Genomic DNA, 22,828 nt, shown 5'->3' on the forward strand with positions numbered 1-22,828 from the left:
CGGCGCGCAAGGATCGCTTCAGCCAAACAGGGAGGTTACCGCGATGTCGCTTCAGGGCAGGACGCTTTTCATGTCGGGCGGATCGCGGGGCATCGGCCTGGCGATCGCGCTGCGGGCGGCGCGCGACGGTGCAAATGTCACCATCGCGGCCAAAACCGCCGAGCCACACCCGAAGCTGCCGGGCACGATCTACACGGCGGCGGAAGAGATCGAGCGAGCCGGCGGCAAGGCATTGCCCGTGATCTGCGATATTCGCGACGAATCCCAGGTGGCGCAGGCGGTCGAAAAAACCGTCGAGGCCTTCGGCGGCATCGATATCTGCGTCAACAATGCCAGTGCGATCCAGCTCACCGGGACGCTCGAAACGGACATGAAGCGTTTCGACTTGATGCATCAGATCAACACGCGCGGCACCTTCCTGGTGTCGAAGATGTGCATTCCGCATCTGAAGAAGGCGGTGAACCCGCATATCCTCAACCTCGCGCCGCCGCTCGACATGGCCGCCAAATGGTTCAAGAATCACGTCGCCTATACGATGGCGAAGTTCGGCATGTCGATGTGCACGCTAGGGATGAGCGCCGAATTCGCCAGGGATGGCGTCGCCGTCAATTCTCTGTGGCCCCTGACGGCAATCGACACCGCGGCGGTTCGCAATCTGCTGGGCGGCGCCAAGTTGGCGGAGATGAGCCGTTCGCCAGACATCATGGCGGACGCGGCCTATGCGATCGTAACGACACCCTCACGCGAGTGCACCGGTAACTTCTTCATTGACGAATTGGTGCTTCGTGAAGGAGGCGTAACCGATTTCTCGAAATATGCGCCGGGTGCCGAGGGCCCACTCGGCGCCGACTTCTTCGTACCGGATGAAATTTTCGAGGCGGTTCCGACCAAGGTCGTACGCGCATTCGGTTAGAAGATTGGGCGACTTCGCCGTACGCTTCCTGGCCCCACTTAAATTAAATCCTCAGAGGCCGGGCTCCTCGACGGCTCCCTTCTTGCTTCCCTTGGCGAGCGCCATGATACGGTCGATATAGGCAAGCAGCAGCGCCGAGGCTACGAAGGTCAGGTGCATGATGGTCAGCCACATCAACTGCACCGGCGTGAAGCTGGCATGATTGAGGAAGACCTGCAGCAGATGGATCGAGGAGATGGCGACGATCGTCGACGCCACCTTGATCTTCAACGAGCCGACATCAATGGTGCCCAACCAGTGCACTTCGCCCTCGTGATTGTCGAAGCGGCTGACGAAATTCTCGTAACCCGAAATGATCACCATCACGACCAGGCTGGCGACCAGCGCGGCGTCGATCAGGCCGAGCATCTTCAGGATCGTGTCGGTGTCGGCCATGGTCATCGCCGAGGTGGCGAATTCGAAGAGCTTCTTGCTGAAGGTCAATGCATAGATGGCCAGCGCTACGGCGAGGCCGAGATAGAACACCACGAGCAGCCATCGCGATGCGAGGACGACGGATTCGATCAGGAGTTCGAGGCGCTTCATACGGTAATTCCGGTCGTGTGGAAGGGATTTTTAAGTTGCGGGAGCCGGCTGGCTGTACAGGTCCAGCGGCTACGATCAATGCCGATTTGCTGTCCAGTGATTTGGCTTGGAAACCTGAACCCGCGCTTTGGAATATCGCGCATTCAGAATTCCCAGCCGTGCGGGTTCTTATGTCAGGCCAAGAAAGGCTGATTGCAAGGGGGAAAAGGTGCCCGGCCGGCTTACTGCAGTGCCGGCCGGGGCGCTTGCCCATCCCCCGGGCCGGAGGATGAGGCAGGGAGGCTGGCTCATAGCATTGCTATGAGGCGGTTCCGTGGCGGGGCAAAACTCTCCCTTTGACTATCGCTACTTAGCGCTGGCCACCGGCGCGACCAGTGGCGTGATCCGGCGGATCGCGACGCGCCGATTCTGGCGTTCGGGCTCCTCGGTATTAACCTTCAGATATTGCTCGCCGTACCCCTGGGTGGACAGGTTCTCGGGCGGGATGCCGAAGACGCTGGTGAGTGCTTCGGCGACCGACTCGGCGCGTCGATCCGACAAAGCGAGATTGGCCACGTCGGAGCCGACAGCGTCGGTGTGCCCCTCGATCAGGAAGGTCTCGGCCGGATTCCTGGCGAGCAGTTTCTCCATCGCCGTCGCGACGCCTTCCAGCCGCCGGACCTCGCTTTCGGGAATGGCGGCCGAGCCGAACTCGAATGTGATCGTGTCGAGATCGACACGGCGCGTCTTGTCGCGGATCCGGGCAGAGCGCTTGACCTCGTCGATCGAATAAAGGCGTTCGACGCGCTCCACCGGCGGCTGTTCGAGGAAGGCGTAGTAGGCGTCGGGGTTGTCCACCTCCTCGGCATCGAGAATATACTCGTCCTCCGGGATGGTCAGGCGCAGCGGCGGCAGGTCGAGACCGGGATCCCGCCATTCGCCGACACGATCGAAATCGGCATCCTCGACATAGACGAGAACATATTCGCGGTCGTCGGGCGCGATGCGCGAACGGCGAATGACATCGCCGTAGCGATTGCGGATGGTTACGACGCGGCTGCCGTCTTCGCGAAGGATCACCTCGCGGGTTCGGCCGCGCGGCAGCTCTTCGTAATAGACGTCGCGGGCATCGCGGGCGATACGCGGCCGGTCATTGCTCTCGACGATGACCTGGTGATCGACCTCGATGACGACGCGATCGCCGATCTCGCGGACGACCTTGGCCCCTTGTGGGCGTTCACGCACCGGATCTTCCGGCCGCCTTTCGATGCGTCGGCCTTCCTCCGCCGTAACCGGCTGGAGTTGGGCCGGCCGCACCTCTTGTTGCGCCGAACCGTCGTCGGCAGGCAGCACTGACGGTTCGGTCGATTGGGCAGGTGCGGGCGCTGCCCCGGGTGGCGTCGCGTCGCCGGGAGCCGTCGGCGTGGTGGGTACGGGCGTCGCGTCATCGGTCGTGGGTGACCGCTTCTGGCTGTCGAGTATGGGAGCCGACGTGCCTATCCCTGCTTCGCCCGGCTGGGTGTCTGGTTTCTCCTCTCCAGCGGGTGCTTGCTGTGCCGGCGCCTGCTCCTGGGCCTCATCAGGCGTAGGCTGTGCCGGTGCCGGCTCCGGAGCGGGGGCTGGCTGCGGCGCCACGTCGGGGGTTGTTGGCTCCTCCTCAGTCGGAGACGGCTCAGGCGCCTTCCCGGGCGCAGCCTCTTCAGGCTGGGTTTCGGGTGTCGGCGTCGGGGCCGATTCGGCCGGAGCAGGGGAGGGCTCGGGCGCCTTCTCCGGCGTAGGCTGTTCCGGCGCGGCTTCCGGAGTGGGCGCTTTCTCGGGAGCTGGCTCGGGCTGCTCCTGGCTTTCAGCCTCAGGCTCCCCTGCAGGTCCGCTTTGTTCCGCGGCAGGGCGCTTGTCGGCCGGTTGTTCCGAGGACGGCTGTTCGGCGGCCGGCTCGGAAGGTTCGGCTTTGGGCTCCGGCTCGCGAGCTTCCTCTTCGGAGCCGCGCTCGGGCGCGGGCTCCTCGGTGGCGGGCTGCTCTTGTTCCGGTTGGGATTCCTGCGGAGCTGCTTCAGGCTGTTGGGCTTCAGGCTGCTCCGCCGGCCCCGCTCCTTGAGGTGCTTCTTCCGTCGGGGACGACTCTTCCGGCTTTTTGCCGGAATCTTCGGCCTGCGCCAGGATGACCGGTGCCGAATCTGCAGGCAAAGTCGTGCGGGGTGCTGCCGCCGCTGCCGCAAATGCTCCACCGGTCATCAAGAGCCCGATGGCGGTTCCAGCCAAGATCCGGGTCTGGCATTTCATAGGCAAGTTCTCCTGTTATGGTCGTCCCGTCGCCTGCGACAATCGCAAACATGTCCGTTTGTTCCTGCGCGGCCGGCAATTGGGCCTTTACCGGGCGATTGCTGGGCGGCTTTTGGGCGGCTGTGGAGAGCTGTCGGACGCTCAATGCAGGGAAAAAACGGCGGACGCCTTGACCGCGAGGCCCCGGAGCGCGACATCCCACGCATGGAAGCGCCTTTCTGGAAAACGAAGACACTGGAGGAGATGACCTCGGCCGAGTGGGAATCGCTCTGCGACGGCTGCGGCAAATGCTGTCTCGCCAAGCTCGAGGACGAGGATACGGGCGACATCTATTGGACGACGGTCGGTTGCAGGCTTTTCGATCCGCAAACATGCCGATGCACCGACTATGCCAATCGGCTGGAGAAGGTCCCGGACTGCGTCGGCCTGACCCCGACAAACGTGCGGGAGATCGCGTGGCTGCCATCGACCTGTGCCTATCGGCTGATCGCCGAAGGCCACGATCTCTATTGGTGGCACCCGCTGGTCTCGGGCAGCCGCGAGACCGTTCATGAGGCGGGCATTTCGGTGCGCGGGCGAGTCACCGCCTCCGAGAGCGACCTCGCCGAGCCTGAAGATTATTTCGACTACATGCTGGAATTCGAGCCCTGACGGCAGGAGGAGCGACCGGAATGAGCGAAGCTTCCACGCGTCAACTGATCGAAACCTATCTGCGAGCCTTCAACGCAGGCGACCATGAGACGATGCTGGCCTGCCTCGCCGACAATGTCGCCCATGACATGAGCGAGAGTGGACGCGAGATCGGCAAGGACAAGTTCCGATGGTCACTCGGCATGCAGACACGCTATTTCCGCGAAACGGCGTCCGATATCGCGATCATGGTGGCCGAAGACGGCGGACGCGCGGCGGCCGAATTCACCCTGCGCGGCACCTATGTTTCGACACGGGCAGGACTGCCGGCGGCGAGCGGCCAGTCCTATTCGCTGCTTGCCGGCATTTTCTTCGAGATCGACGACGGCCTGTTCTCGCGTGTCACCGAATATCGCGATCTGGCCGGCTGGAATGCTCAACTCGCCAAGAGCTGATATTCCCCTATCCGGCCGACGCACATTCCCTTGAAGATGAACGCCCGATGAACGGGGGATTCGTGGACGGTTCAGCTTGCGTCTGCCAGGACGCGTTGTCTCGGCGACGAAAGATCAGAGGATTCCGTGAGGAGAATGACGATGCTCGACACGCTCAGGACCGCCGGACTTTCAGCAGCCATCGGATTTTCCGCGTTGCTTGCAGGCCCGGCCCACGCGGACAAGCTTTATCTCGATTTCGGCGGTCCGGGCGTCGGCGTCCATGTCGATGACGATCATCGCGATCGCCGGCATCGCGGCGACGATGACGACTTGGATGACGACGACGAGCGTTGGGATCGCGACGATCGCTGGCGCCGTCATGACGAATATCGCCGTCGTTGCACGCCCGATCAGGCTCTGTGGAAGGCCGAGCGCATGGGCGTGCGCCGGGCCCGTGTCGAGGATGTGAGCCGCCGCTCCATCACCATTCGGGGCCGCTCGCACGGCGACCGCGTCTGGGTGACGTTCGCCCGCGCGCCCGGCTGTCCAATCATCAGCTGATATTCTCCGAACGAGCCCCAAAGCAAGCCTGAAGGCCGGGCTACCGGGCTTTCCCCGTCTCCGTCGTGTCCCGGCAAGAAAGATGAACGTTCGATAAACGGTCGGTTCCGGAATGGTTCAGTGACGGGGTGCCATTCTCCAGCCATCGCTTCGGCGAGACAGATACCGCCAACAGGAGAGAAGATGATGTTCAACAAGCTCAGGACCGCCGTGCTTTCGGCCGTTGTTGGCCTTGGCGCACTTGCCGCCATGCCTGCCCATGCCGATGGCCTTTATCTGAATTTCGGCGGCAATGGCCCCGGTGCGGGCTTCTATATCGGCGACGGTCCACGGTATCATCGCGATAGGGACCGGCGTCATGGCCGGCACGATTTCCGTCATCGGTGCACGCCCGAGCGCGCCCTGTGGAAAGCGGAACGCATGGGCGTCCGCCGCGCCCGGGTCGTCGATGTGGGCCACCATTCGATCAGCGTGCGCGGACGCTCCCATGGCGATCGCGTCTGGCTGAGATTCGGCCGAGCTCCGAGTTGCCCGGTCATCGGCTAACTCGGCGCATCGGCAACAAATCCCCCCGGAAGAGCGTCTCCGGGGGGATTTGTTTTGTCCGGCTTTGTCGGATTTCAGCCAAAGCCGCTTGCCGAAACGGACACAGCGGCATTGCGGCGCTAACCTTCGGTTCGGTAAGAGCGCTACGAAAAACAAAAAACTACAGCAACGGCCCGATTTTGAAATCGGGGCCGCTGCCGTCGGTCACTTCAACTCGAAGGTGACGTTGACCTGCACCTTATAGGAATTCTCCCCAGCCTGGATCGGCACGGAGCCTGCGTCCTCCGCGCGCATTGCCTTGGCCATGTAGGGCATTGGCGGCCGAGCGTGGGAGCCTTCCGAGATTTCAAGGATGCGACCGAGTTCGACACCGGCGGCCTCGGTCAGTGTGCGCGCCTTGGCGAGCGCATCGGCCACGGCTTTCTTGCGCGCGTCGGTGATGACTGAGGAGGGGTTGTCGTTAGTGAAGGTGATGCTGCCGCCCTGGTTGACCCCGAGAGACACCGATTTATCCAGGATCTCGCCGGTCTTGGCGAGGTCGCGCACGCGCACCGACAAGGTGTTGGTCACCTGATAGGCGGCGAGCTTCGCTTCCTGGGTGCCGTCGGGCCGGTTGGTGTAGTCGTAGCGCGGCATGATCTGCACGCCCGCGGTCTGCAGGTCGCGCTCCTCGATACCGGCCGCCTTCATGGCGGCGATCACGGCGGCCATGGCGTTGTTGTTGGCCTCGAGCGCCTCGCGTGCCGTCGGCGCTTCGCGCATGACGGCGAGCGACAGGAGCGCCATGTCGGGTGCCACGGAAGCTTCGCCTTCGCCCGTCACCACGATCCGTGGCGTCTGCGCCGGCTCCGCCGCTCCCACGACGGTCGGAAACGCCAGCGCCGCTGCAAGCGCGAGAGCGGAATACTTCATCGTCATTCTGGTCTCCATTGGTTCGCCCTGTCGGCACGCACCGCATAGGGTCCGATTATGTAGCGATTGCGGCAATGACTTGTGCGCGGGCAAAAAAGCAACTATCCAGCGCGCGTGGGGCCTGTAGCTCAATGGTTAGAGCCGGCGGCTCATAACCGCTTGGTTGGGGGTTCGAGTCCCTCCGGGCCCACCATTCGAACGTCTTGGTGACGCGACAAAATCAGAGCGAGTTGATTACAAATAGTTGCGATTTGATTCCAAATAGTCACGATACGATTTTGGGCAAATTGGTCGCGCTCGTCCTGAGTTAAGACTTTGTAACCGTTCGATAAACTATGTATGCCGGATATTTTCCATTCACCGCTGTGTAATGTGGCAAAGTCGAGGCAGGCCCTCGCTTCGCTAACCAAATGTGCGAATTCCAAGCGACAGAGATTCGCCACTTCTGACAAATTCACAGTTCCTATGATTTAACGCGACCAAATTACCGTAGTTGTGATTCCACAAATCCTCTGGTCGACTAACTCGATCGATGTCTGCCGAATTGCGTAGCGCCTGGGAAGTGTAAGCACCTCAATGGGTGCTCCCGATTGTTATCTCTCGTAGAGTTGCAGACAATTTTCTTCGGCGGCACATCCGAAGACTGGCGGTCACTCTAAAGGAAAACTGCAAAGCGCCATGCGGGCCGACATGGGCGCGCTGGATGGCCTCAGAATGTACCTAAACCTTAGATTGCTTCCCTGGCCAGCCCAGCGGCATCTGGATTTTCGGTCCTTGGTGCCCATCTCCCGCCGAGAAAGACACGCCTTTTGACTCTAACGCGCGTTGTACTTTGCGCAATGTTTCGATTTTCACAGGCTCATCGGCTTCGAGTGATGCGAGCGTGCGGACACTTATCCCGGCGAGTTGCGCCAGGTCTTCGCGACTCAAACCAAGCGCATGCCTGGCAGCGCGTAAGAGCTGTGATGGAACGTCCATAATTCGGTTTTAATTCGAGAAAATTCGTCCGTTATCAACGGATAAAAATTGCCTATTTAATGCAGATATCTGCATGAAATGCGTAATTAATTGCATTTACCGTGCAAATGTGGCAAAGCAGACGCCGCGCGCGAATGAACGGAACGAATCACATGGGTGGTCATGATGTTGAAGTTCGAATTCGAAACTTCCGAACGGCTTCGATCCGCGCTGAAATTCGAAGCAGGGAGGTTCTCTACCCTGGCTGCGGATTTGGCCGAACTTGCTGACCGAAAAGTGCTCGAATGGCCGGGTCCAATCTTTCCAGAGAATGCCCCGATACTCGATTTCTGGAGCGTGGGAGTTCGACCCGCAGCCTGTCTTATTGGTCGCGCGGCTGGTCATCCGATTCTTTGTGGCCAGGACAGGGAAATCATCACGTCTGATCTCGTCGTCATCAGCGAAGAGCTTGGGTGGGCGCGAACTCGATCAAGATGGTACCGCCTGGGTCAAAAAGCCCCCAGCCAGTCTTCCTCCCATTGAGAGAATCCCGATGAAACCTGTGTTTTCAAGATTCCTATTGCGGCAGGCTAAAAGGACTGCGCGTGACGCCGTCATTCAGAAGGCGGTTTTGGCAGGCCTCTTCGATGTTGCGGCAACAAATGTGAAGGGACGGGAAGCAGACGTTCTTGTGGAACGCGGCGACTGCAAAGTCAGTGCACGAAAAATGCGCAGTCTGGTGCGAGATTCACACCCGGGTGGAGTGGAAGCGAACCATTTAGATGGCGTCCAGGGCCTAGATCGAGAGCTCTATCTGGAACGATCTGAAACAGAGCGCAGAAGGATATGGGCGGCCTCCTCCGCCAAGGTTCGTCGCCTAGTACTCCAAATTACCAACTCGCTGACATCCGCGCATATGGCAGCAATTTTTCTGCTGGAGCGAGCCCTACAACGATCTGACCTGTCGACCCGACAGCTGCTTGACGTGTTCGAGAAGGACCAGCCTATCGTCGCCATCGCTTGTCGAGCGTCAGGTTTCGCAGAAATTTTTCGGCAATTGTTCGAAGAAGGTCACATCTTCGGAAAACAGGTGAAGTTTGCAGACGGCTATCTAATTGACGGCTCTCAGAGAGAGCCTCGCTTCAATAGATTTCCAATCACTGAGTGGGAGGCCATTCTTTTCGACCCTCGCGAGAAAGCCCCGGCCAAGGTGCCAGCAGTGGGCTATGCGTTGATGACAGGATTGCCCGTCCTTTGTCTCGCGAATGCAATTGATCAGATAGCCCAGGATTTGCGTGCGGCAGCTCATGTGATCTTGGATTGTGGTCAGGTCGACAAGGAAATTGTTCAGCAAGTGGCAGCAGTGGTGGCCGGAGTTGATTTGCTCGATTTCGATGATGGCATGGATTTCGAAATGTTATCCCTTCCTGATCTCGTTGTAGCGATCAGATCCGATCTTTCCGCCGAACAGATATCATTCAAAGTTTCTGGCATCAGCTTTTACGCGAAGCTTCGACAGGAAGAACAGGCCATCCAGGCTGACAAGCAGAGTGAGGCCGCTAAGCCGCGTAAGAAGAAGGAGAAATCCACCGGCAGCGACATATTCAGGCCAGCAAAGCCGGACGACCGACTGACACTGGGTATTTTCGCCGAGGACCTGTCCACACTTAGCGGCTACGGCAAAGCCAAGGAGTGGGGCATGGACCTAAAAATTGACCTCGATCTTTACAAACAGGGGCGACTTCACTGGAGGGAGGTATCGAGCAAGGCGCTGCTCGTTGGCCCGCCTGGTACGGGAAAAACCACGTTCGCCCGAGCTCTGGCCAACACACTTCAAATCCCATTGCTTGCTACATCTGCAGCCACCTGGCTTCAGCGTGGGCATTTAGGTGACGTGCTGGAACGGATGTCAGATGCTTTCGAAGAGGCTCGCGACCTAGCTCCATGCATTCTATTTCTCGACGAAGTCGATGGGCTGGGTCATCGCCACGCCCATGGCGAGTACATGGATTACTGGAACAATATCGTAAATCGAGCCCTGGAGCTTCTGGATGGAATTGCCAAGTCAGAGGGGGTCGTTGTTCTCGGGGCCACAAATCGCGTCGGTCATATTGACCATGCCCTCTTGAGATCCGGGCGGCTCGAAAAGCGCTTCGACATCTCACTTCCAAGCATTGAAGCTTTGGCCGGAATTTTTCGTACACACCTAGGCGACGATATCGAACCCCTCATCCAGTCGGCCCTTCCGTTTCTCGCAGCCGACTCGCGGGAGGAACTCCACGAGTCGGATGGCAGGGGCGACTGGTCGCCGACGGTCCGATCGCGGCTGAATTGATCGGGAGCTGAGATGATGATGTCTTCAGATGCAGACCGCGTCCTAAGAGATCTCGGGCGGCGGGCGGCGGGGCTAAGCCCGGCTGATGTCGAACGTGTTGTGCGGGAAGGTCGTCAAGCCGCTCGACGGGCAGGACGAGCGCTGGAGTTTAATGATCTTGTGCAGGCATTGGGGCAAAGCAAGCCGCCCCTCCCTGCTAATGTTCGTCGACGTCTGGCTATCCACGAGGCAGGTCATCTCGTCGCTCACATGTCGCTGGGAGTTGGGCGCATTTCTGCGGTATCCATCGATACGACGGAAGGAGGCGGCTGGGTCCGGATGGAGCGGCCTTTGGAACAGGAAGCTACGGAGGATTTCCTCGAAAAAATGCTTGTGCTCTATCTCTCTGGCCGAACGGCAGAGGAACAAATCCTAGGCAGCGCGGTGGCGAGCTCTGGCGGGAGTACGCAGAGCGATCTGGCTATGGCTACACGGCTCGCCCTGGATATGGAGAGCAAGCTAGGTTTTGGCGAAGAGATGCCGCTGCTCCATTATGAATTTCAAGATTATTCCTGGGCGCTTCTCACTCACAAGGATTTGGCGCGCAGAGTACATTCCAGGCTCTTTGACGCGGAGGTGGAAGCTCGCGGCCTGGTTTTGCGCAATAAAAGAGAGATAGATTTGATCGTGGAGGCGTTGCTAATACACGGCACACTGGAGGGAGAATTGTTGAAAGCGGTGATTGATAGGCTGGACCCTATCTCTGCTCTCGGAGCTCTCTGAAAATCCCTCCTTACTTAGGCGGCCTCACCGGCTTTGGACTTGGCACCACGCCTGTCCAAGGTGTCGGGCGGCCAGGTGAAGGTGGACGCGGCGAGCTTGCCATATCATTTCCCCTTTGGCGGCTTCACTGAAGTTGCAGTCGTCGGGCGTGCTACGGGCTTCCCGGTTGAGGTGATGCCGTTCTGTGGCGGTTTTGGTGATGGTCTAACCGTCGTTTCGATGATCTTCTTCATGTCACCCTCAGTTTGATTGATTGTTTGTCTGCTCTCCTGCTGGCTTGGCAGCCGGAGAGACTTGTCGCTCACTAACAGCCATTGCGTTCAATGCCGCAAATACCAACAAGAAGATCGAGCCAATTGGGAATAAAGAAACGACGGACCGGTTCAGGAATAGCGTCACCGTTTTCCACTTCGGATTGGCTGCCGGGCTTTCCCCTCGCATCCCTCTATCCAACGCGGCCATCTCAACTTCAGCCGCCTTTGCTCCAGTCTGGTACGAAACCAGATTGGCTATGATACAAAGGACAAAAACGATCCATGCAACGAATAAAACCCATATGTGAACCGGCCGCATAAATGCGGCCAAGGCGGTGAGTAAAACCACAGAAAGCCCCAATGCACCCGAAGCCAGATTTACAATGGAACTGTCAAAGGCGGTTACTTGCTGAACGCGTAGATGTTCGAGCTGAGAGCGATAGCTGAAATAGCCTTCCCAGTCCTTTGGCTCTTCATCCCCGTTCGGTGGCTGCTCCGCCATGAATCATTCCCCCTGCGCCCCCTCTCATTATAAGAAACAGATCCAGAACAGAAGAGCCCTTGGGGGGCTCTTGGTCGGCGGCATGGCCGTCATCAGCTATTCCGAGCTAGGCCGCAAGAAGGCCAAAAGTCGTCAAGACGTAAAGCGCACAAAAGGCGCTTCCACGATGGTCGCGCCCTCGGTATAGGCCAGACGCAGCTTTGGAAATTTAAGCGGTCGGTTCGCTGACGACCTCATCCATTCCCCAATGCGTTCGGTGCGAAGGCCCGAAAGTCGCCATCCTCAGCAAGGCAGCGGCGGGTGGATAGGCGAAGCGACCGTTTGAACAATCTCGTGTTGTGTCTGGCTGACTAGAAACTGTCTGCTTCGATTGCCGGGGCGATGTGTGAGGCCCAGATACGAAGGATGGGCACGACGCAAAGTTGGTAGATGAACCACAGCGCGTAGACAGTGTTGGGGTGATAGCAGTATCCGGTGTTGAACTTGCCGTGAGCGAGTTCAGCCTGAGGCCTGGACCTGGCTTGCCGTTGAACAGTAGGTCGATCTGGAGCACCACATCAGGTGAGAACACCCGATCCATCTCAGCCTTGTAGTTAGTCAGCAAACTGTCGAGGGACCGATCTTCCTGGATCATGTCGCTGAGGATCCTCGACGAATCGGTGTTCAGGTTTTTGAGGACGTTGCGGATCGAGTTCTCGACCTGCGGAATCAGCAAGTGGACCGCCGAGACGTAGTCGCCTTGGATCAACCGCGCCAAGCCCAGTGCGAAGATGTGCTCGTGGCTCGCCGGCACGAACGGACTGGCGCGCACGATGGGATAGAAGTGCCGCTCACTGAGGAAGGCCGACGAGATGAACTCCCGAGCCGGATGGATATAGCCTTTCACTAGCTCGAAGCGCCGAAAGCCCTCGATCTCCTCCATCTTGTACTTAACCCGTTGCTCGCTCGGCTCCTCTCCGATACCGAGCGCCTCAATCTCGGCGACTGCCTTGCCGTCCGCGTCGTGGTGAGTTGCCCCGAACATGGAGACCATCGAACCGTCGTTTAGCGTTTCGATGGCCTGCTGCCGGAGGTTCTCCAACGAGCTCGGCAGTGCGAGGAAGGCGAACTGCCTGAGTCCTTCCGGCAGGCTCAGATCTTCGAACACCTTTATGGTGCCCGCGATCGTGTCACTCATTTCCATGGGAATGGTAAATTCGCTGAGTTCGGAGAGGGCCTCCTCCTGCAGCTCGCGCATCTGGACGCGGAGGTATTGTCGTCCGGGAAGTCAGGCGACGAACAAGCGCTGCCACGGCAAAATCAAAGCCGCCATCGCCCAGGGCAACGAGATCCGCATCTTCGCCTTCACGCCGATAACCCACCTCCGATACGCGGATTTCGAAATCAACCGAGCGGCAGGTCTCGAGGACAGCCTGATCAGGGAATTCGATCCGCCATGGAACGGGAAGGATACAGGGCTGCAGCCTATCTCCGAAGACGCCGAACGCGAGGAGGCGGAAGAATCCGAGTATCAGATACCCTCGCGGTGTCCGATATCCTGCCGGAGCCGCGGGCATGCGGCCCGGCCATGGCAACCTCTCTATCGTGCTAGGGCCTACATATTACAACAAGGGCTTCCTCAACCCCGGCATCGAAGCCAGCCGTTTCCTTGGAAAAGACGGCGATCCGATCCGCGTACGCTTCAGCGACGGCAGCCAGATTGTCGTCTCCAAGATCAATCCGGACAGCTAACAGGACCGGTGCTGTCAGGGTTGTCGGCGGCAACCAACACATCGCGCGCTGGTTTCAGGAAAACTTCCGCGAGGGCGATACCGTGCGGGGCAGGGTGCTCGACCCACATACCATAGAGCTGCTCGCCCCGTAGGTTGCGGTTGGCCCATTGTTGACACCGCGGACTGCGGAGGCGCTGATGGCAGCCACCAGCGATCACATCTTTATGTCTATCGTCTTCAGCTCCTGGAAGCGCCTCTCATAGACATCGTTCAGACAAACTTTGTCGTCGCCGCACGCATCGCGCTCCGCCAACCATTCCCGCTGCACGCTCAGAATGCGTTTTCGGACTGAGACCTCTACATTGTCGCGGATCCAGAATAGATCGAACTCATCGCCCGGTCTTTGGCCCATAGATTCCTGTCGGCACACATTGCCATCTCGTCGTCGTAGGTGCCTTTGACCACGCGAATCCCGGGGCCATCGATGCCAGTCGGAAGTCCTTGGCTTCTCAAATGTGCCTCCGTCTGGATGCACATCAGCAGCGGACCTTTCGTACTGATCTCAGCCTTCGCCTCTTCAAGCATGGCTGCCCCGATGTTTACCCATATACTTGATGCCCCAGCTTGCTAAAGGAACATGTTCGGCGGCATCAATCTGTTGGGTAGGCCGCCGCCGACCAGAATCCTGCCCCTCCTTTCATGAAATTGATCGTTATGGTGACTTCCCCTATAGAGGCCGATCCGGAACAGCGGGTCGGCTATAAGTTTCCCGCACCAGCTATAAGCGGCGGGCCGATACATAAAGCTATACGAACATTCGAAGTCGGGTTGCCGACTGGAGTGAATCCTCGCACTCCTTCAACGTCATATCCGGAACAGCGGGATTATCGAAAGCCCTCTGGACGGATTTTCCGTCGGGCCTTTCAAGATCGACGACGATCCATGCTTTCTCGTCTGCCAAAGCGGCGGAGCAGGCTGCCGACAGCAGGCACGAGGCAAAGCGAAAATCAATTTGTTGCTCCGCATAGTTCTCATTGTCCCCCTTGCGTGAGGCCACGCCGTCGCTTTCGCAATGACCTCTCCGTTTTACTGGATCACCACCAGCTTCAATTCCTGCAGCCTCTGGTCATAGACAGAATTCAGGCACTGCCTGTCGCCACCACAATCGTTTCGGATTGCAAGCCAGCTTCGTTGGACGGCGAGAATACCCTTGCGGAGATCCGCTTTCACGTTGCTGCGAATCCAGCCGTAGATCGAATTCATGGCCCGGTCTTTGGACCATATGTTCTGGTCCGCGCACATTGCCCTTTCAGTGGGTGTGGCAGCCTTCACGCAATCGAAGCTGGGGCCATGGATACCAGTGGGAAGACCCTGACTTCGCAAGTCCTCCTCGGCCTCCACACAAAGCACCGCCAGGCCCTTGGTAGGGATTTGGGCGGCCCGTTGATCGAGTAGCTGAAGCCATAGATCGCCCCACTTTTCGCTTCCAAGGATCTCATTGCCCTTTGCAAAGGCCTCGTTCGCGCCCTGTTCGAGGGTAACGGGATCCGCTTGGAGGTACGCCTGACATCGAGACCTCAAGATGTTGTACAGAACCCATCGTTCGGCAAAGCGGTCACCCGTTGGCGCATCGTAAGGCGTGACGACATCTTCGCCCTCAAGCAGGAAGATATCGATTCCAAGTTCTCTTGCCCGCTTCGGGGTCAGCAGCAGGAAATTGTTTGGCCCCGCGATCGTGAAATACCGGATGGCTTCAATTCGTAGACCGAGATGCGTAAGAAACGAGCCGATCTCGGCATTGGCGACACCGCTTTCCCGAAATTCTCCCGCTTCCTCGCGATATGCGGCGTGAAATCCAATCAAGGAATCCGGAGACATGTAGCGGCGGGCACCCGACACCCAAATCAGACCGCAAGCTGAAAAACACTCGTCGCCGCCGGCGACAAGCGTTGCATAGTTACGCAACCGGATTTCCGCACCGATCTGCAGTGCTTCACGGACGAGCCCGCCAGGACTCTCCAGGTAGACAGTCACCTTCTCGCGGTTCTGGACGGCGTCGACAAATCGGTCACCGTCGCCGTCCGTGATTTCCCCTTTGATGATCACGAAGTCGATTGCACCCGGGACTGCTATCACGTCGATATCAGCCGCTGTTGCCACCCCGGTCCACGACATCAGCGCGAAGATTGTGCCGATTACTGTCCACCGCCTCATAAACCCATTAACCCCGTTTCCCAGCACACTTTCTACCAAGGGACGAGGCTGATCAACGGACTTCTGGTCAGCTTTTAGTAACCACGCCTGCTAGAGAACATCTTGGCCTGGGGACATGGAAACAATTCGATTAATGAATCAATCGACCGCAGCAGACTCGTGGCAAGACACCCGCCTGCTGGTTCTCAAGAGAGACAACTTCCGCTGCGTGTCATGCTCGACACCCGCGAAGTCCGCGGAAGCTGACATTCATCATCTGCTGCCGCGATCGATGGGGGGAACAGACGAGCTCTCGAACCTCGTTACTCTTTGCGATGGGTGTCACGCGATCCATCATCCGAATCTTGCTGGCGGACTGGCACGCAGGGTTATCGAAAGATGGGCCGTAAGACTTGCCGGGTGGCTGGATACGGATGGCCGGGCATTGGAAGCTGCCGCAAACTTCGGGCCAGTTCTGCGCCTGTTCGGGCTGGATCGTTTCCGGCAAGGACAGCTGCCGATCGTGCTGGCGGCGTTGTCCGGCAAGTCCGTGCTCGTCGTCAGCCCGACTGGTTCGGGGAAGACCCTCTGCTTCCAGCTGCCAGCAGTTCTAAGGCGGGGTCTCACAATGGTGGTCAGCCCGTTGAAGACCCTGATGTCGGAGCAGGTCTCGGATCTTCTCGCGAAGAAAATCCCGGCCACGTTCGTAAACTCCGACTTGAGCGCCGAAGAGAAGCAGACCCGGTTTTCCCTGCTGGGGCGGGGTGCGATCAAATTGCTGTATCTGGCACCGGAGCGGTTCTTTGTCCGGAACGAGGATGAACGGGCACGCCTGAAGCAGACAAAGCCGTCGTTCATCGTCGTGGACGAGGCTCATTGCGTCGACCAGTGGGGCAGGGACTTCCGACGAGAGTACGGCCGCCTCAAGGAAGTCCGCGAGAAATTGGGATCGCCGCCCGTTTTGGCTTTCACGGCCACTGCGGGGCGGGAGATGCAGCAGCGTATCCTGAAATCACTGGGCATCGAGGACGCCGAAGTCTTCGTGCGTGATGTCGACCGACCGAATATCTCCCTGCTCCGGTGGCGATGCGCAGCTGAAAAGAGACCAGAAGAAATCGCGTATCTTCTGCGATTGCCGCAACTCCAAGGACAGAAGGCCATGGTGTTCGTGCCGTCGACGAAGGTCGGCGAGGAACTGCAAGCTGCGCTGCGCAATCTCGGACTTGAAGTGCCCCTTTATCATTCGAGACTGGGAAACGCATGGGGGCGGCAGGAACTCGTCAAACGCTTTCTCGGGCAAAGCAAGCCGTCAGTCGACCAGATCATCTGCACCAATGCTTTCGGAATGGGCCTCGATGTCCCAAATGTGCGCCTCGTGATCCACTGGCAGCAATCGGCCTCGGTTGAAGACCAGCTACAGGAATTCGGGCGTGCCGGGAGAGACGGAAAGCCCTCGGTGGCAGTCATGTTCCACAACGGTGCCAGCTTCGGCCGCGACATTTCACGATTGCGATTTATGGCCGAGAAAACGGTCGAGTCAGCGCAGGTTTCCGTGCTTGATCGGCAACAGATGCTGGAGCAGCACTATCACCAGATCGACCAAGTCAGCGAGATCATGCGCGCTTCCTCCTGCATGAGGGCCGCGATCTCGGAGTACTTTCAGGGACCGAAGACTACCCGACGCCCCAGTCTTTCCGTGCGAATTCTGGATTGGGCCTTCGGCAACCGAACGAAGATCAAGCGTTTCTGGGCATGTTGCGACCATTGCGACAAGGCGGAAATCAGACGGCTCGGGATGGCGGGATACGTTGCCCGGATCATTTCCGGTTAGGTTTACATGGCCAATGCGGTCCAGCAAATTTACGGCGAGGGGAGATTGTTGCGCAATCTGTTCGATCGATATCGGCATCCCGAAAATCGGCTCACGGATGCGTTGCGAGTGGCACTGGCGCTCGTTTTCACGGCAACGATCTCAGGGCCTGCCGCCGGGGCCTGCCTCGATCTCTCCAAGTGTCGACGATTTCGGCATCCGGTCAACTGACCCGCCCAATGTTTGCAGGGCCACCGAACTACGAGGACGTCCGCAAGGGGGATATGCCGGAGCCCTCATTCTGAGGCTGGATCCCCATTTTGCATGACCGGAGATGATTTCCTCGAAGACGGGCAAACCAACGACCGAATCCAGCTCATCGACGACAAGGGCGTCCTGACCAAACTGGTCGACCAGCCTGTCGAAGTGACCGGCACCGATCCATTCGGCGAGCACACGGGACATCACCATGCACCGCTCCTGATGACGGTGACCTTAGCATCTCTCAACGAAGAACCCGCCGATGCGTCTACTACAAGCGAGCGCCACAGTAGAAGCCTTCTGCCTGACTCTGGAGATCGGAGACTGCGCTTCGGCCGCCATCGCGCAGAAGTCGTTGTTCCTCCCCAGGCTGCTCTCGCGGCGACTTACTGTCGGCGGCCAGGTGCACGAATTCTGAGACTTGTCCCCGCTGCCATAAGGATTTTGATGCGTAGACAGGGCAGCGGGGTGTGATACGGGCCGCCGTTCAGGCAGCGTTCGGGATGTCCGAAATTTCGTCGAAGATGCCTTCGGGCAGCCCAAGCGCCCGGGCAATGCGGTCGCGATAGCCCTTTTCGAAACGGTAGCCTGATTCGATCAACTCGACCTCCTCAACGGTCAGACCGCTGGTGACGGCGATGTCGTCGATCGAATAGCCCAGATGTTCCCGGTAAGCCCGGATGACGGGAGTTCCTGCTGAGATTGCGGTCAGCACTGCTTCAGGCAGCGCAAAAGGCGTTGCAGTCATTCTTGCCTCCAATGTAGAGGGCGGCCCAGCGGAAAACTCGATACAAGCAGAGGCCGATGTCGAAAGGCCCGGACGGGCGGCATCCCAAAAATGCGATCACCCTCAAATCACGAGAGGCGCTCCGACAATATGGCTCCTGACGCCGTTTCGATCAAGAACTTCGGTACGTGCAGCCGGACGGCCCCAAAGCCCAAAGTCCAAAGCTATGGCGGAAGTCCTCCACGATTATCCGTCCCTCAACGAGCAACGGATCGTTGCGGCCAAGGCTTACGCAGATGCGCATCTAAACACGAGTAGGCCTTATCCAAAGCAAACGGCGAGAAGTGCTATGCCACTGCGGATCTGAGCGCGTCAGATGACATCGATTGAAGCACTGCCTTGAGCGCGCAAACCGCCTCGTCCAGCACGTATGATTTAGCACGCTTCCGACCGCATACGCGTCGTAGGCGGAGTCGCCAGTGAAGAGCCCACACGCGTCAGGCTTTTTGAAATTTTGCTGCTTGCGATATAGGTTCCGACGCATCGGAGGATTTATGGACGGCGGAGGCATCATGACCGCCACTGAAATGTTGAAGGCCGCAGAGGCGGCCGTGGTAGCTCGCGTGAGCCTGCGCGATGTCAATCGCGTCATCGATGAGCGCATTCTACCGGAGACGCTGGTTTCGATCGACAATGGCCGATACGTGCAGGCTGCCGCGTGCGCTCTGATTTCTTTCTATTTCGAAAGTGCCAAGCACCTGACCTCGGAAGAGCGACTTTTCGCAATCCGCTATGTCGAGCCGAGCCTGCGGAGTTGGACTCGCGCAGCTACCAAGGTTTTGCTGAAAGCGGACTGGATAGTTCGAGACGAGTACCTGACAATTGACCTTCGGCCCTTCTTTGAACGGTCCATCAAGCGGCTCGAACGGCTTGATGTGGCGCGTGAAATGGTGTCGGTCTCCGACGATGTCATGGGCGGCTCGCCAGTTATTAAAGGCACGCGTATCCTTGTTCACGATGTCGCCGCCGCAATGGCGGCGGGCGTCCCGGTGGACGAAATTCTTGAAGACTATCCGTCGCTCACCGCTGAAAAGCTGGAACTTGTCGCCCTCTACGCGGATGCCAACCCCCTTCGCGGGCGGCCGAAACCTCTCATGGCAAGACTGCCCAAAGGCACGGGCGTCATCTCGGAACACCGCGTGCCACGTAGGCGCGCTTGATGAAGTTCCTGATCGATGAATGCGCGTGTATTCGCCTAGTTAGCGAAGGGACCGGTCTGGATCCTGATGCATCCTCCACTGTCAGAATCTTGGGGTGGCGATCAAGATAGCGGTCCATTTTAGACAGGGCTGTCTTCGGAGGCCTTAAGCTGGTCATCACCGTCCCCTCGGTGCTCGAAGCAATACAATGCTGTGGCCTTGCCGCGATCAAAGCCCCAGCCGCCCCATGATTTGCAAGCTGGATGCTCGCACCAGTGCTCATAGGTGCGGCTGGCGTGCCGGTGGGTCGAGGGAGCAGGGGATCGTCGGAAATAGCTACAGCAGGGAGCCTTGCGCCGCGGTGGCCAGGTATTTGATTTGCGTCGTAGGCTTGTCGACGATGACGAGCTGATCGCCGGGAAGGGGCCAACTGCATCGATCTACGGCCAGACCCAATACTCGCGAACCCCGCCGCGGCTGCAGGCCGCCCGTTACCGAGAGCGCCGCGGTCGCTCCAATCTGCGTCATCAAGAATGCGAAGAGATCGTTGGCTGGTCGAAGAAGCCTAAAATCACCCTGCTGCGGGCAAAGGAGTGATGGTCAGCAAAAGTGCTGTGGCTAGATTTCAAAAGGGCGGGAGGGCGGTGCGTGGGCTTGACCAGCGGCTGGGCGGCCTCGGAGGGGAGTGGGTGCGCGATCTTCCGCAACCCTGCCGCGGGAAGCACCTTTTTGAGAAATGTGCTCGCTGCTGATGGCGTAGTCCTGATTACCGTAATCGTAATTACGTTAAATTGGCTGCCGTCTCCTGCAAAGTTGGAGTCTGAGCTTCAGCCGCTTCCTTGTCATTCACCGGGTCTGGTTTGATTGGGCGAACGTAAATGCGATCGCGGCCTGCCGCGACAGCGGAGCCTCGCTAGGTTTTGAAAAAAGCCAGACATGTGCTGCGTCCTTACATCGCACTATTGTCCCGCTATGTCAGGGCGTCGTTGTGTAATTCCTGACCTGATTGGAATAGCCGCGTTCGTCGTGAACAATCTAGATCCTTGTCCCTTGCAAAAGTCTAACGACGATAGGGGGTGATGACATAAGGGACAATAATCATGGAAAAAGAGTGGGACATATTCGGCGAGAATGCCAAGATTGTTACCGATGCGGATATACCAGTCTTTGAAGGGTGTGCTTATTTTAGCGTCTTATCATACCAAGACATGGGAATTAGGACGTCTCGGCTTCGTATATTCTCACTTGAAAATGATTGGTCATATTGCCTGTTTGGCGGCTTTTCAGTTGCAGACGCAATCGATTGTACATTGAAGCTCCCTCCAGCCTGTGAGGAACTCGATGGACTCCGCTGTTCCGTCGCACAGGCTACCGCTGATCTCGGAAAATTGGGGCGAACCTACGGGCGCGACACAGCCGGGCGTCACTTGTTCAGAGTAGAGGATTCCGGAAATTCCGGTCTTGAACGAGGGACGGTTTTTGACGCCTGGGGATTCGGTCTTGAACCGTCAACCTTTCCGAGGGCAAACCGGGTCTATTTTCCGAACGAGGCGGTTTGGGCTGCTGAAGCTAAGAGAATAGCCTCCGGCAGTGTTTTAAAACGTTGAGTTGTAAGGCCTGGTTTAGTTCCCAGCGAACGCCGGCAAGGGGCAGGTTCCCGGTCAGAAGCCTGGGTGCTGGTAGCCTGACGAGGCCATGGTCGAAGCCTGTATTAAGGCCCGAGTCGACAAATGGCGGCCGTCAACGCGATCCCTGAGAGTGCGCATTTCGGGTCCCGACAGTAAGATCATTTCTAACAAGTGTTAAGGCATATTAGCAAATGGAACTTCGTAGGGTGAACTCTAATAACGTTTTCGACCTTGCCTGGATGGCAAGTTTCTGGCCATTATTTCGAGCCGTATGCGTGTCTAATTTGACATAAGAAATTGAAAAACGTTGGATCGAACATATGTCTATTGAATATCTGTGTAATTTCATTGTTGACTTTGTTTTAATTTGCAGTGATAATCTTACAAACGCTCGTATTAATTTAGAAATGCGCTTAATGAGGATTGTATGATCGGTATTACATCGCACAATTATAACCTTTCACACGAAAGGCACGCCCTTTCCTCCCGAATCCTAGAGGACTTGAAGGCGGGCGCAATTTCGCCACTTGCAGATGAACGTAATGTCGAACTGCGATACGGGGACGGATCCTCGGGATCCGGGTGGCCGGCGTTTCGGCGTGCGCTGCGGGGGTACGCCGCATTGCATGGTTGCCTTGTGGTCGTCGACGACGAGCGTCAATGGCTTGTTGAATGCGCCGAGATCACAGGCATTTTCGACCCGGATGGTGCAACATCGTTTCTCCAGGAAACTGCGGCAGCCTATGGCGAGAGGCTAGGGAAGGAGATGGAGCCGGAGAGCCCAGCCGCGACGGCGCTTCTGACGCTCTATAAAATGCCACGTGCCGACTATGCCGACACGCCGTGGGATATTTTCTGGGAGCGCGGCGAGTACATTGCGGAAACAAAGATTTCAATCCCGGCAAAAACGCATTTCCATTCGGCGACCGATTTGCGCCTGTCGCCAGACGGACTTGCCCGGTTGAAGGAAGTGCATCCCTTCAATGGGGAGCCTGAATTGATGGCACTTTACGACATTGCCCGTTTGACGCAGCCTGTCGCGGTTTACACGTACGATCTCTCCGACCCCTCAGAAGGCCCCGGACTGCGCCATGCGTGGCGCGACGACTTGCTGGCGGTATGCGTCCGTCCGGATGGCAGGATCTCAGGGCACGAATCGGGACCCGTCGGTCCCGGCTTCGAAGAGTCCATGCTGCAACTCGCTGACGCTCAGGATACGGCTGACGGATTGGCAATTCTGGTTGCTATTGCTGAGTACTGGGATTTTCGCGACGCTTCAGAAGCGTGTGCGAAGGACTGGGGCCGCGGACGAAATGATGTCAGTTCGAACGACTTCCAAGAAGGTAAGCTGTTGATGGAATTGCGCTGCAGGTTTGCCGAGGCAATTGTGCGGGGCGCGGCGGATCAGCAAGCATGTCCGTTTTATAAGTTACAACAATAGCGCGGCACGACCATGGTTTCGAGCGAGGTCCTGCCGATCGATGGCCCACCAGCAAATGTCGCTGGTATGGTCATGGGCAGTGAGTAACCCGGCGCAACGGGGATTGAAGTGAGAGAAGCTGAATCCTGTCAACTGGACAACGTACAAATTAAGCCGGTTCAGATCAAAACGGCGAGGGCAGCTCTGGGCCGGGGAGTTAAAAGC

At 58.1% G+C, this 22,828-nt stretch carries 26 protein-coding genes and 1 tRNA gene; 17 read left to right on the top strand and 10 right to left on the bottom strand.

What is annotated here, in order from left to right; genetic code table 11:
- Positions 1-43 precede the first annotated feature (43 nt).
- Positions 44-913: an SDR family oxidoreductase gene (locus tag ACCO56_RS07360; protein WP_433639136.1), complete on the top strand. Its 870-nt coding sequence runs from the start codon at positions 44-46 to the stop codon at positions 911-913.
- A 51-nt stretch (positions 914-964) separates the two neighbouring features.
- Here the strand turns inward: ACCO56_RS07360 and ACCO56_RS07365 are convergent, their stop codons facing one another.
- Together ACCO56_RS07365 and ACCO56_RS07370 are read right to left on the bottom strand one after the other, a co-directional pair.
- Positions 965-1,498, bottom strand: a complete 534-nt coding sequence (locus ACCO56_RS07365) for a TIGR00645 family protein (RefSeq protein WP_433639139.1) — start codon at positions 1,496-1,498, stop codon at positions 965-967.
- A gap of 345 nt (positions 1,499-1,843) precedes the next feature.
- Positions 1,844-3,757: an OmpA family protein gene (locus ACCO56_RS07370; RefSeq protein ID WP_433639141.1), complete on the bottom strand. Its 1,914-nt coding sequence runs from the start codon at positions 3,755-3,757 to the stop codon at positions 1,844-1,846.
- A 204-nt stretch (positions 3,758-3,961) separates the two neighbouring features.
- On the opposite strand from ACCO56_RS07370, the gene ACCO56_RS07375 reads away from it, so the two are divergent.
- From ACCO56_RS07375 to ACCO56_RS07390, 4 genes are all read left to right on the top strand, one after another.
- Complete coding sequence (locus ACCO56_RS07375; RefSeq protein WP_433639803.1) at positions 3,962-4,408, top strand: YcgN family cysteine cluster protein; 447 nt, start codon at positions 3,962-3,964, stop codon at positions 4,406-4,408.
- A 20-nt stretch (positions 4,409-4,428) separates the two neighbouring features.
- Positions 4,429-4,842 carry a ketosteroid isomerase-related protein gene (locus ACCO56_RS07380; RefSeq protein ID WP_433639143.1) on the top strand — a complete coding sequence of 138 codons (414 nt, stop codon included), beginning with the start codon at positions 4,429-4,431 and terminating at the stop codon, positions 4,840-4,842.
- A 141-nt stretch (positions 4,843-4,983) separates the two neighbouring features.
- The gene (locus tag ACCO56_RS07385; protein WP_433639145.1) at positions 4,984-5,385 is read left to right on the top strand and encodes a hypothetical protein; all 402 of its coding nucleotides are present in this window, start codon (positions 4,984-4,986) and stop codon (positions 5,383-5,385) included.
- A gap of 183 nt (positions 5,386-5,568) precedes the next feature.
- Positions 5,569-5,931, top strand: coding sequence for a hypothetical protein (locus ACCO56_RS07390; RefSeq protein WP_433639147.1), 363 nt, complete (start codon positions 5,569-5,571; stop codon positions 5,929-5,931).
- Positions 5,932-6,135: 204 nt separating this feature from the next.
- On the opposite strand, the gene ACCO56_RS07395 is transcribed toward ACCO56_RS07390, so the two are convergent.
- Positions 6,136-6,849 (bottom strand): SIMPL domain-containing protein, encoded by a 714-nt coding sequence (locus ACCO56_RS07395; RefSeq protein WP_433639150.1) that lies wholly within the window; start codon positions 6,847-6,849, stop codon positions 6,136-6,138.
- A gap of 111 nt (positions 6,850-6,960) precedes the next feature.
- Between ACCO56_RS07395 and ACCO56_RS07400 the strand changes: the two genes are divergently transcribed.
- Positions 6,961-7,036 (top strand) — tRNA-Ile (locus ACCO56_RS07400).
- Positions 7,037-7,563: 527 nt separating this feature from the next.
- Here ACCO56_RS07400 and ACCO56_RS07405 read toward each other — a convergent pair.
- Complete coding sequence (locus tag ACCO56_RS07405) at positions 7,564-7,821, bottom strand: helix-turn-helix domain-containing protein (RefSeq protein WP_433639151.1); 258 nt, start codon at positions 7,819-7,821, stop codon at positions 7,564-7,566.
- A gap of 165 nt (positions 7,822-7,986) precedes the next feature.
- Here ACCO56_RS07405 and ACCO56_RS07410 point away from each other — a divergent pair, with 165 nt between their 5' ends.
- The 4 genes from ACCO56_RS07410 to ACCO56_RS07425 all read left to right on the top strand — a co-directional run bounded on the left by ACCO56_RS07410 (position 7,987) and on the right by ACCO56_RS07425 (position 11,146).
- On the top strand, positions 7,987-8,343 hold the full coding sequence (locus ACCO56_RS07410) for a DUF6634 family protein (RefSeq protein ID WP_433639806.1): 357 nt from the start codon (positions 7,987-7,989) through the stop codon (positions 8,341-8,343).
- A 1,156-nt stretch (positions 8,344-9,499) separates the two neighbouring features.
- Positions 9,500-10,135: an AAA family ATPase gene (locus tag ACCO56_RS07415; RefSeq protein ID WP_433639808.1), complete on the top strand. Its 636-nt coding sequence runs from the start codon at positions 9,500-9,502 to the stop codon at positions 10,133-10,135.
- 12 nt (positions 10,136-10,147) lie between these two features.
- On the top strand, positions 10,148-10,897 hold the full coding sequence (locus tag ACCO56_RS07420) for an ATP-dependent Zn protease (protein WP_433639153.1): 750 nt from the start codon (positions 10,148-10,150) through the stop codon (positions 10,895-10,897).
- 39 nt (positions 10,898-10,936) lie between these two features.
- Positions 10,937-11,146, top strand: a complete 210-nt coding sequence (locus ACCO56_RS07425; RefSeq protein ID WP_433639155.1) for a hypothetical protein — start codon at positions 10,937-10,939, stop codon at positions 11,144-11,146.
- On the opposite strand, the gene ACCO56_RS07430 is transcribed toward ACCO56_RS07425, so the two are convergent.
- Positions 11,138-11,653 (bottom strand): hypothetical protein, encoded by a 516-nt coding sequence (locus tag ACCO56_RS07430; RefSeq protein WP_433639156.1) that lies wholly within the window; start codon positions 11,651-11,653, stop codon positions 11,138-11,140. The two genes, ACCO56_RS07425 and ACCO56_RS07430, sit on opposite strands and share 9 nt — an antisense overlap.
- A gap of 208 nt (positions 11,654-11,861) precedes the next feature.
- Positions 11,862-12,890, bottom strand: coding sequence for a hypothetical protein (locus tag ACCO56_RS07435; RefSeq protein ID WP_433639158.1), 1,029 nt, complete (start codon positions 12,888-12,890; stop codon positions 11,862-11,864).
- 317 nt (positions 12,891-13,207) lie between these two features.
- Between ACCO56_RS07435 and ACCO56_RS07440 the strand changes: the two genes are divergently transcribed.
- On the top strand, positions 13,208-13,384 hold the full coding sequence (locus tag ACCO56_RS07440) for a hypothetical protein (RefSeq protein ID WP_433639160.1): 177 nt from the start codon (positions 13,208-13,210) through the stop codon (positions 13,382-13,384).
- Positions 13,385-14,170: 786 nt separating this feature from the next.
- On the opposite strand, the gene ACCO56_RS07445 is transcribed toward ACCO56_RS07440, so the two are convergent.
- Positions 14,171-14,422: a hypothetical protein gene (locus ACCO56_RS07445; RefSeq protein ID WP_433639162.1), complete on the bottom strand. Its 252-nt coding sequence runs from the start codon at positions 14,420-14,422 to the stop codon at positions 14,171-14,173.
- Positions 14,423-14,451: 29 nt separating this feature from the next.
- Entirely contained in the window at positions 14,452-15,579 is a 1,128-nt protein-coding gene (locus ACCO56_RS07450) for a hypothetical protein (RefSeq protein ID WP_433639164.1), read from the bottom strand.
- 133 nt (positions 15,580-15,712) lie between these two features.
- On the opposite strand from ACCO56_RS07450, the gene ACCO56_RS07455 reads away from it, so the two are divergent.
- Positions 15,713-17,389, top strand: coding sequence for a RecQ family ATP-dependent DNA helicase (locus ACCO56_RS07455; RefSeq protein WP_433639166.1), 1,677 nt, complete (start codon positions 15,713-15,715; stop codon positions 17,387-17,389).
- A 141-nt stretch (positions 17,390-17,530) separates the two neighbouring features.
- Here the strand turns inward: ACCO56_RS07455 and ACCO56_RS07460 are convergent, their stop codons facing one another.
- Positions 17,531-17,839, bottom strand: coding sequence for a hypothetical protein (locus ACCO56_RS07460; protein WP_433639168.1), 309 nt, complete (start codon positions 17,837-17,839; stop codon positions 17,531-17,533).
- 52 nt (positions 17,840-17,891) lie between these two features.
- Here ACCO56_RS07460 and ACCO56_RS07465 point away from each other — a divergent pair, with 52 nt between their 5' ends.
- Positions 17,892-18,047 carry a hypothetical protein gene (locus ACCO56_RS07465; protein WP_433639170.1) on the top strand — a complete coding sequence of 52 codons (156 nt, stop codon included), beginning with the start codon at positions 17,892-17,894 and terminating at the stop codon, positions 18,045-18,047.
- Positions 18,048-18,116: 69 nt separating this feature from the next.
- On the opposite strand, the gene ACCO56_RS07470 is transcribed toward ACCO56_RS07465, so the two are convergent.
- Positions 18,117-18,377, bottom strand: a complete 261-nt coding sequence (locus ACCO56_RS07470) for a helix-turn-helix domain-containing protein (RefSeq protein ID WP_433639172.1) — start codon at positions 18,375-18,377, stop codon at positions 18,117-18,119.
- A gap of 551 nt (positions 18,378-18,928) precedes the next feature.
- Here ACCO56_RS07470 and ACCO56_RS07475 point away from each other — a divergent pair.
- The 4 genes from ACCO56_RS07475 (at position 18,929) to ACCO56_RS07490 (ending at position 22,624) form a co-directional block, all read left to right on the top strand.
- Positions 18,929-19,576: a DUF433 domain-containing protein gene (locus ACCO56_RS07475; RefSeq protein WP_433639174.1), complete on the top strand. Its 648-nt coding sequence runs from the start codon at positions 18,929-18,931 to the stop codon at positions 19,574-19,576.
- Positions 19,577-19,906: 330 nt separating this feature from the next.
- The gene (locus tag ACCO56_RS07480; protein ID WP_433639175.1) at positions 19,907-20,152 is read left to right on the top strand and encodes a hypothetical protein; all 246 of its coding nucleotides are present in this window, start codon (positions 19,907-19,909) and stop codon (positions 20,150-20,152) included.
- A gap of 503 nt (positions 20,153-20,655) precedes the next feature.
- A complete protein-coding gene (locus ACCO56_RS07485; protein WP_433639177.1) occupies positions 20,656-21,162 on the top strand; it encodes a hypothetical protein in 507 nt (168 codons plus the stop codon).
- 448 nt (positions 21,163-21,610) lie between these two features.
- A complete protein-coding gene (locus tag ACCO56_RS07490) occupies positions 21,611-22,624 on the top strand; it encodes a hypothetical protein (RefSeq protein WP_433639180.1) in 1,014 nt (337 codons plus the stop codon).
- Positions 22,625-22,828 lie beyond the last annotated feature (204 nt).

Origin of the sequence: Mesorhizobium sp. 1B3 (assembly GCF_050958605.1) — a bacterium.
In the GTDB taxonomy this organism is placed as follows: Bacteria; Pseudomonadota; Alphaproteobacteria; order Rhizobiales; family Rhizobiaceae.

What these genes read in the sequence shown, in the direction of transcription:
- ACCO56_RS07395 (WP_433639150.1), bottom strand. Translation starts at nt 6,849, where the DNA reads ATGACGATGAAGTATTCCGCTCTCGCGCTTGCAGCGGCGCTGGCGTTT.
- ACCO56_RS07455 (WP_433639166.1), top strand. Translation starts at nt 15,713, where the DNA reads ATGAATCAATCGACCGCAGCAGACTCGTGGCAAGACACCCGCCTGCTG.
- ACCO56_RS07390 (WP_433639147.1), top strand. Translation starts at nt 5,569, where the DNA reads ATGATGTTCAACAAGCTCAGGACCGCCGTGCTTTCGGCCGTTGTTGGC.
- ACCO56_RS07470 (WP_433639172.1), bottom strand. Translation starts at nt 18,377, where the DNA reads ATGACTGCAACGCCTTTTGCGCTGCCTGAAGCAGTGCTGACCGCAATC.
- ACCO56_RS07440 (WP_433639160.1), top strand. Translation starts at nt 13,208, where the DNA reads ATGCGGCCCGGCCATGGCAACCTCTCTATCGTGCTAGGGCCTACATAT.
- ACCO56_RS07430 (WP_433639156.1), bottom strand. Translation starts at nt 11,653, where the DNA reads ATGGCGGAGCAGCCACCGAACGGGGATGAAGAGCCAAAGGACTGGGAA.
- ACCO56_RS07420 (WP_433639153.1), top strand. Translation starts at nt 10,148, where the DNA reads ATGATGATGTCTTCAGATGCAGACCGCGTCCTAAGAGATCTCGGGCGG.
- ACCO56_RS07460 (WP_433639168.1), bottom strand. Translation starts at nt 17,839, where the DNA reads ATGGTGATGTCCCGTGTGCTCGCCGAATGGATCGGTGCCGGTCACTTC.
- ACCO56_RS07360 (WP_433639136.1), top strand. Translation starts at nt 44, where the DNA reads ATGTCGCTTCAGGGCAGGACGCTTTTCATGTCGGGCGGATCGCGGGGC.
- ACCO56_RS07485 (WP_433639177.1), top strand. Translation starts at nt 20,656, where the DNA reads ATGGAAAAAGAGTGGGACATATTCGGCGAGAATGCCAAGATTGTTACC.
- ACCO56_RS07405 (WP_433639151.1), bottom strand. Translation starts at nt 7,821, where the DNA reads ATGGACGTTCCATCACAGCTCTTACGCGCTGCCAGGCATGCGCTTGGT.
- ACCO56_RS07385 (WP_433639145.1), top strand. Translation starts at nt 4,984, where the DNA reads ATGCTCGACACGCTCAGGACCGCCGGACTTTCAGCAGCCATCGGATTT.
- ACCO56_RS07450 (WP_433639164.1), bottom strand. Translation starts at nt 15,579, where the DNA reads ATGAGGCGGTGGACAGTAATCGGCACAATCTTCGCGCTGATGTCGTGG.
- ACCO56_RS07410 (WP_433639806.1), top strand. Translation starts at nt 7,987, where the DNA reads ATGTTGAAGTTCGAATTCGAAACTTCCGAACGGCTTCGATCCGCGCTG.
- ACCO56_RS07370 (WP_433639141.1), bottom strand. Translation starts at nt 3,757, where the DNA reads ATGAAATGCCAGACCCGGATCTTGGCTGGAACCGCCATCGGGCTCTTG.
- ACCO56_RS07365 (WP_433639139.1), bottom strand. Translation starts at nt 1,498, where the DNA reads ATGAAGCGCCTCGAACTCCTGATCGAATCCGTCGTCCTCGCATCGCGA.
- ACCO56_RS07490 (WP_433639180.1), top strand. Translation starts at nt 21,611, where the DNA reads ATGATCGGTATTACATCGCACAATTATAACCTTTCACACGAAAGGCAC.
- ACCO56_RS07475 (WP_433639174.1), top strand. Translation starts at nt 18,929, where the DNA reads ATGACCGCCACTGAAATGTTGAAGGCCGCAGAGGCGGCCGTGGTAGCT.
- ACCO56_RS07375 (WP_433639803.1), top strand. Translation starts at nt 3,962, where the DNA reads ATGGAAGCGCCTTTCTGGAAAACGAAGACACTGGAGGAGATGACCTCG.
- ACCO56_RS07465 (WP_433639170.1), top strand. Translation starts at nt 17,892, where the DNA reads ATGCGTCTACTACAAGCGAGCGCCACAGTAGAAGCCTTCTGCCTGACT.
- ACCO56_RS07435 (WP_433639158.1), bottom strand. Translation starts at nt 12,890, where the DNA reads ATGCGCGAGCTGCAGGAGGAGGCCCTCTCCGAACTCAGCGAATTTACC.
- ACCO56_RS07415 (WP_433639808.1), top strand. Translation starts at nt 9,500, where the DNA reads ATGGACCTAAAAATTGACCTCGATCTTTACAAACAGGGGCGACTTCAC.
- ACCO56_RS07380 (WP_433639143.1), top strand. Translation starts at nt 4,429, where the DNA reads ATGAGCGAAGCTTCCACGCGTCAACTGATCGAAACCTATCTGCGAGCC.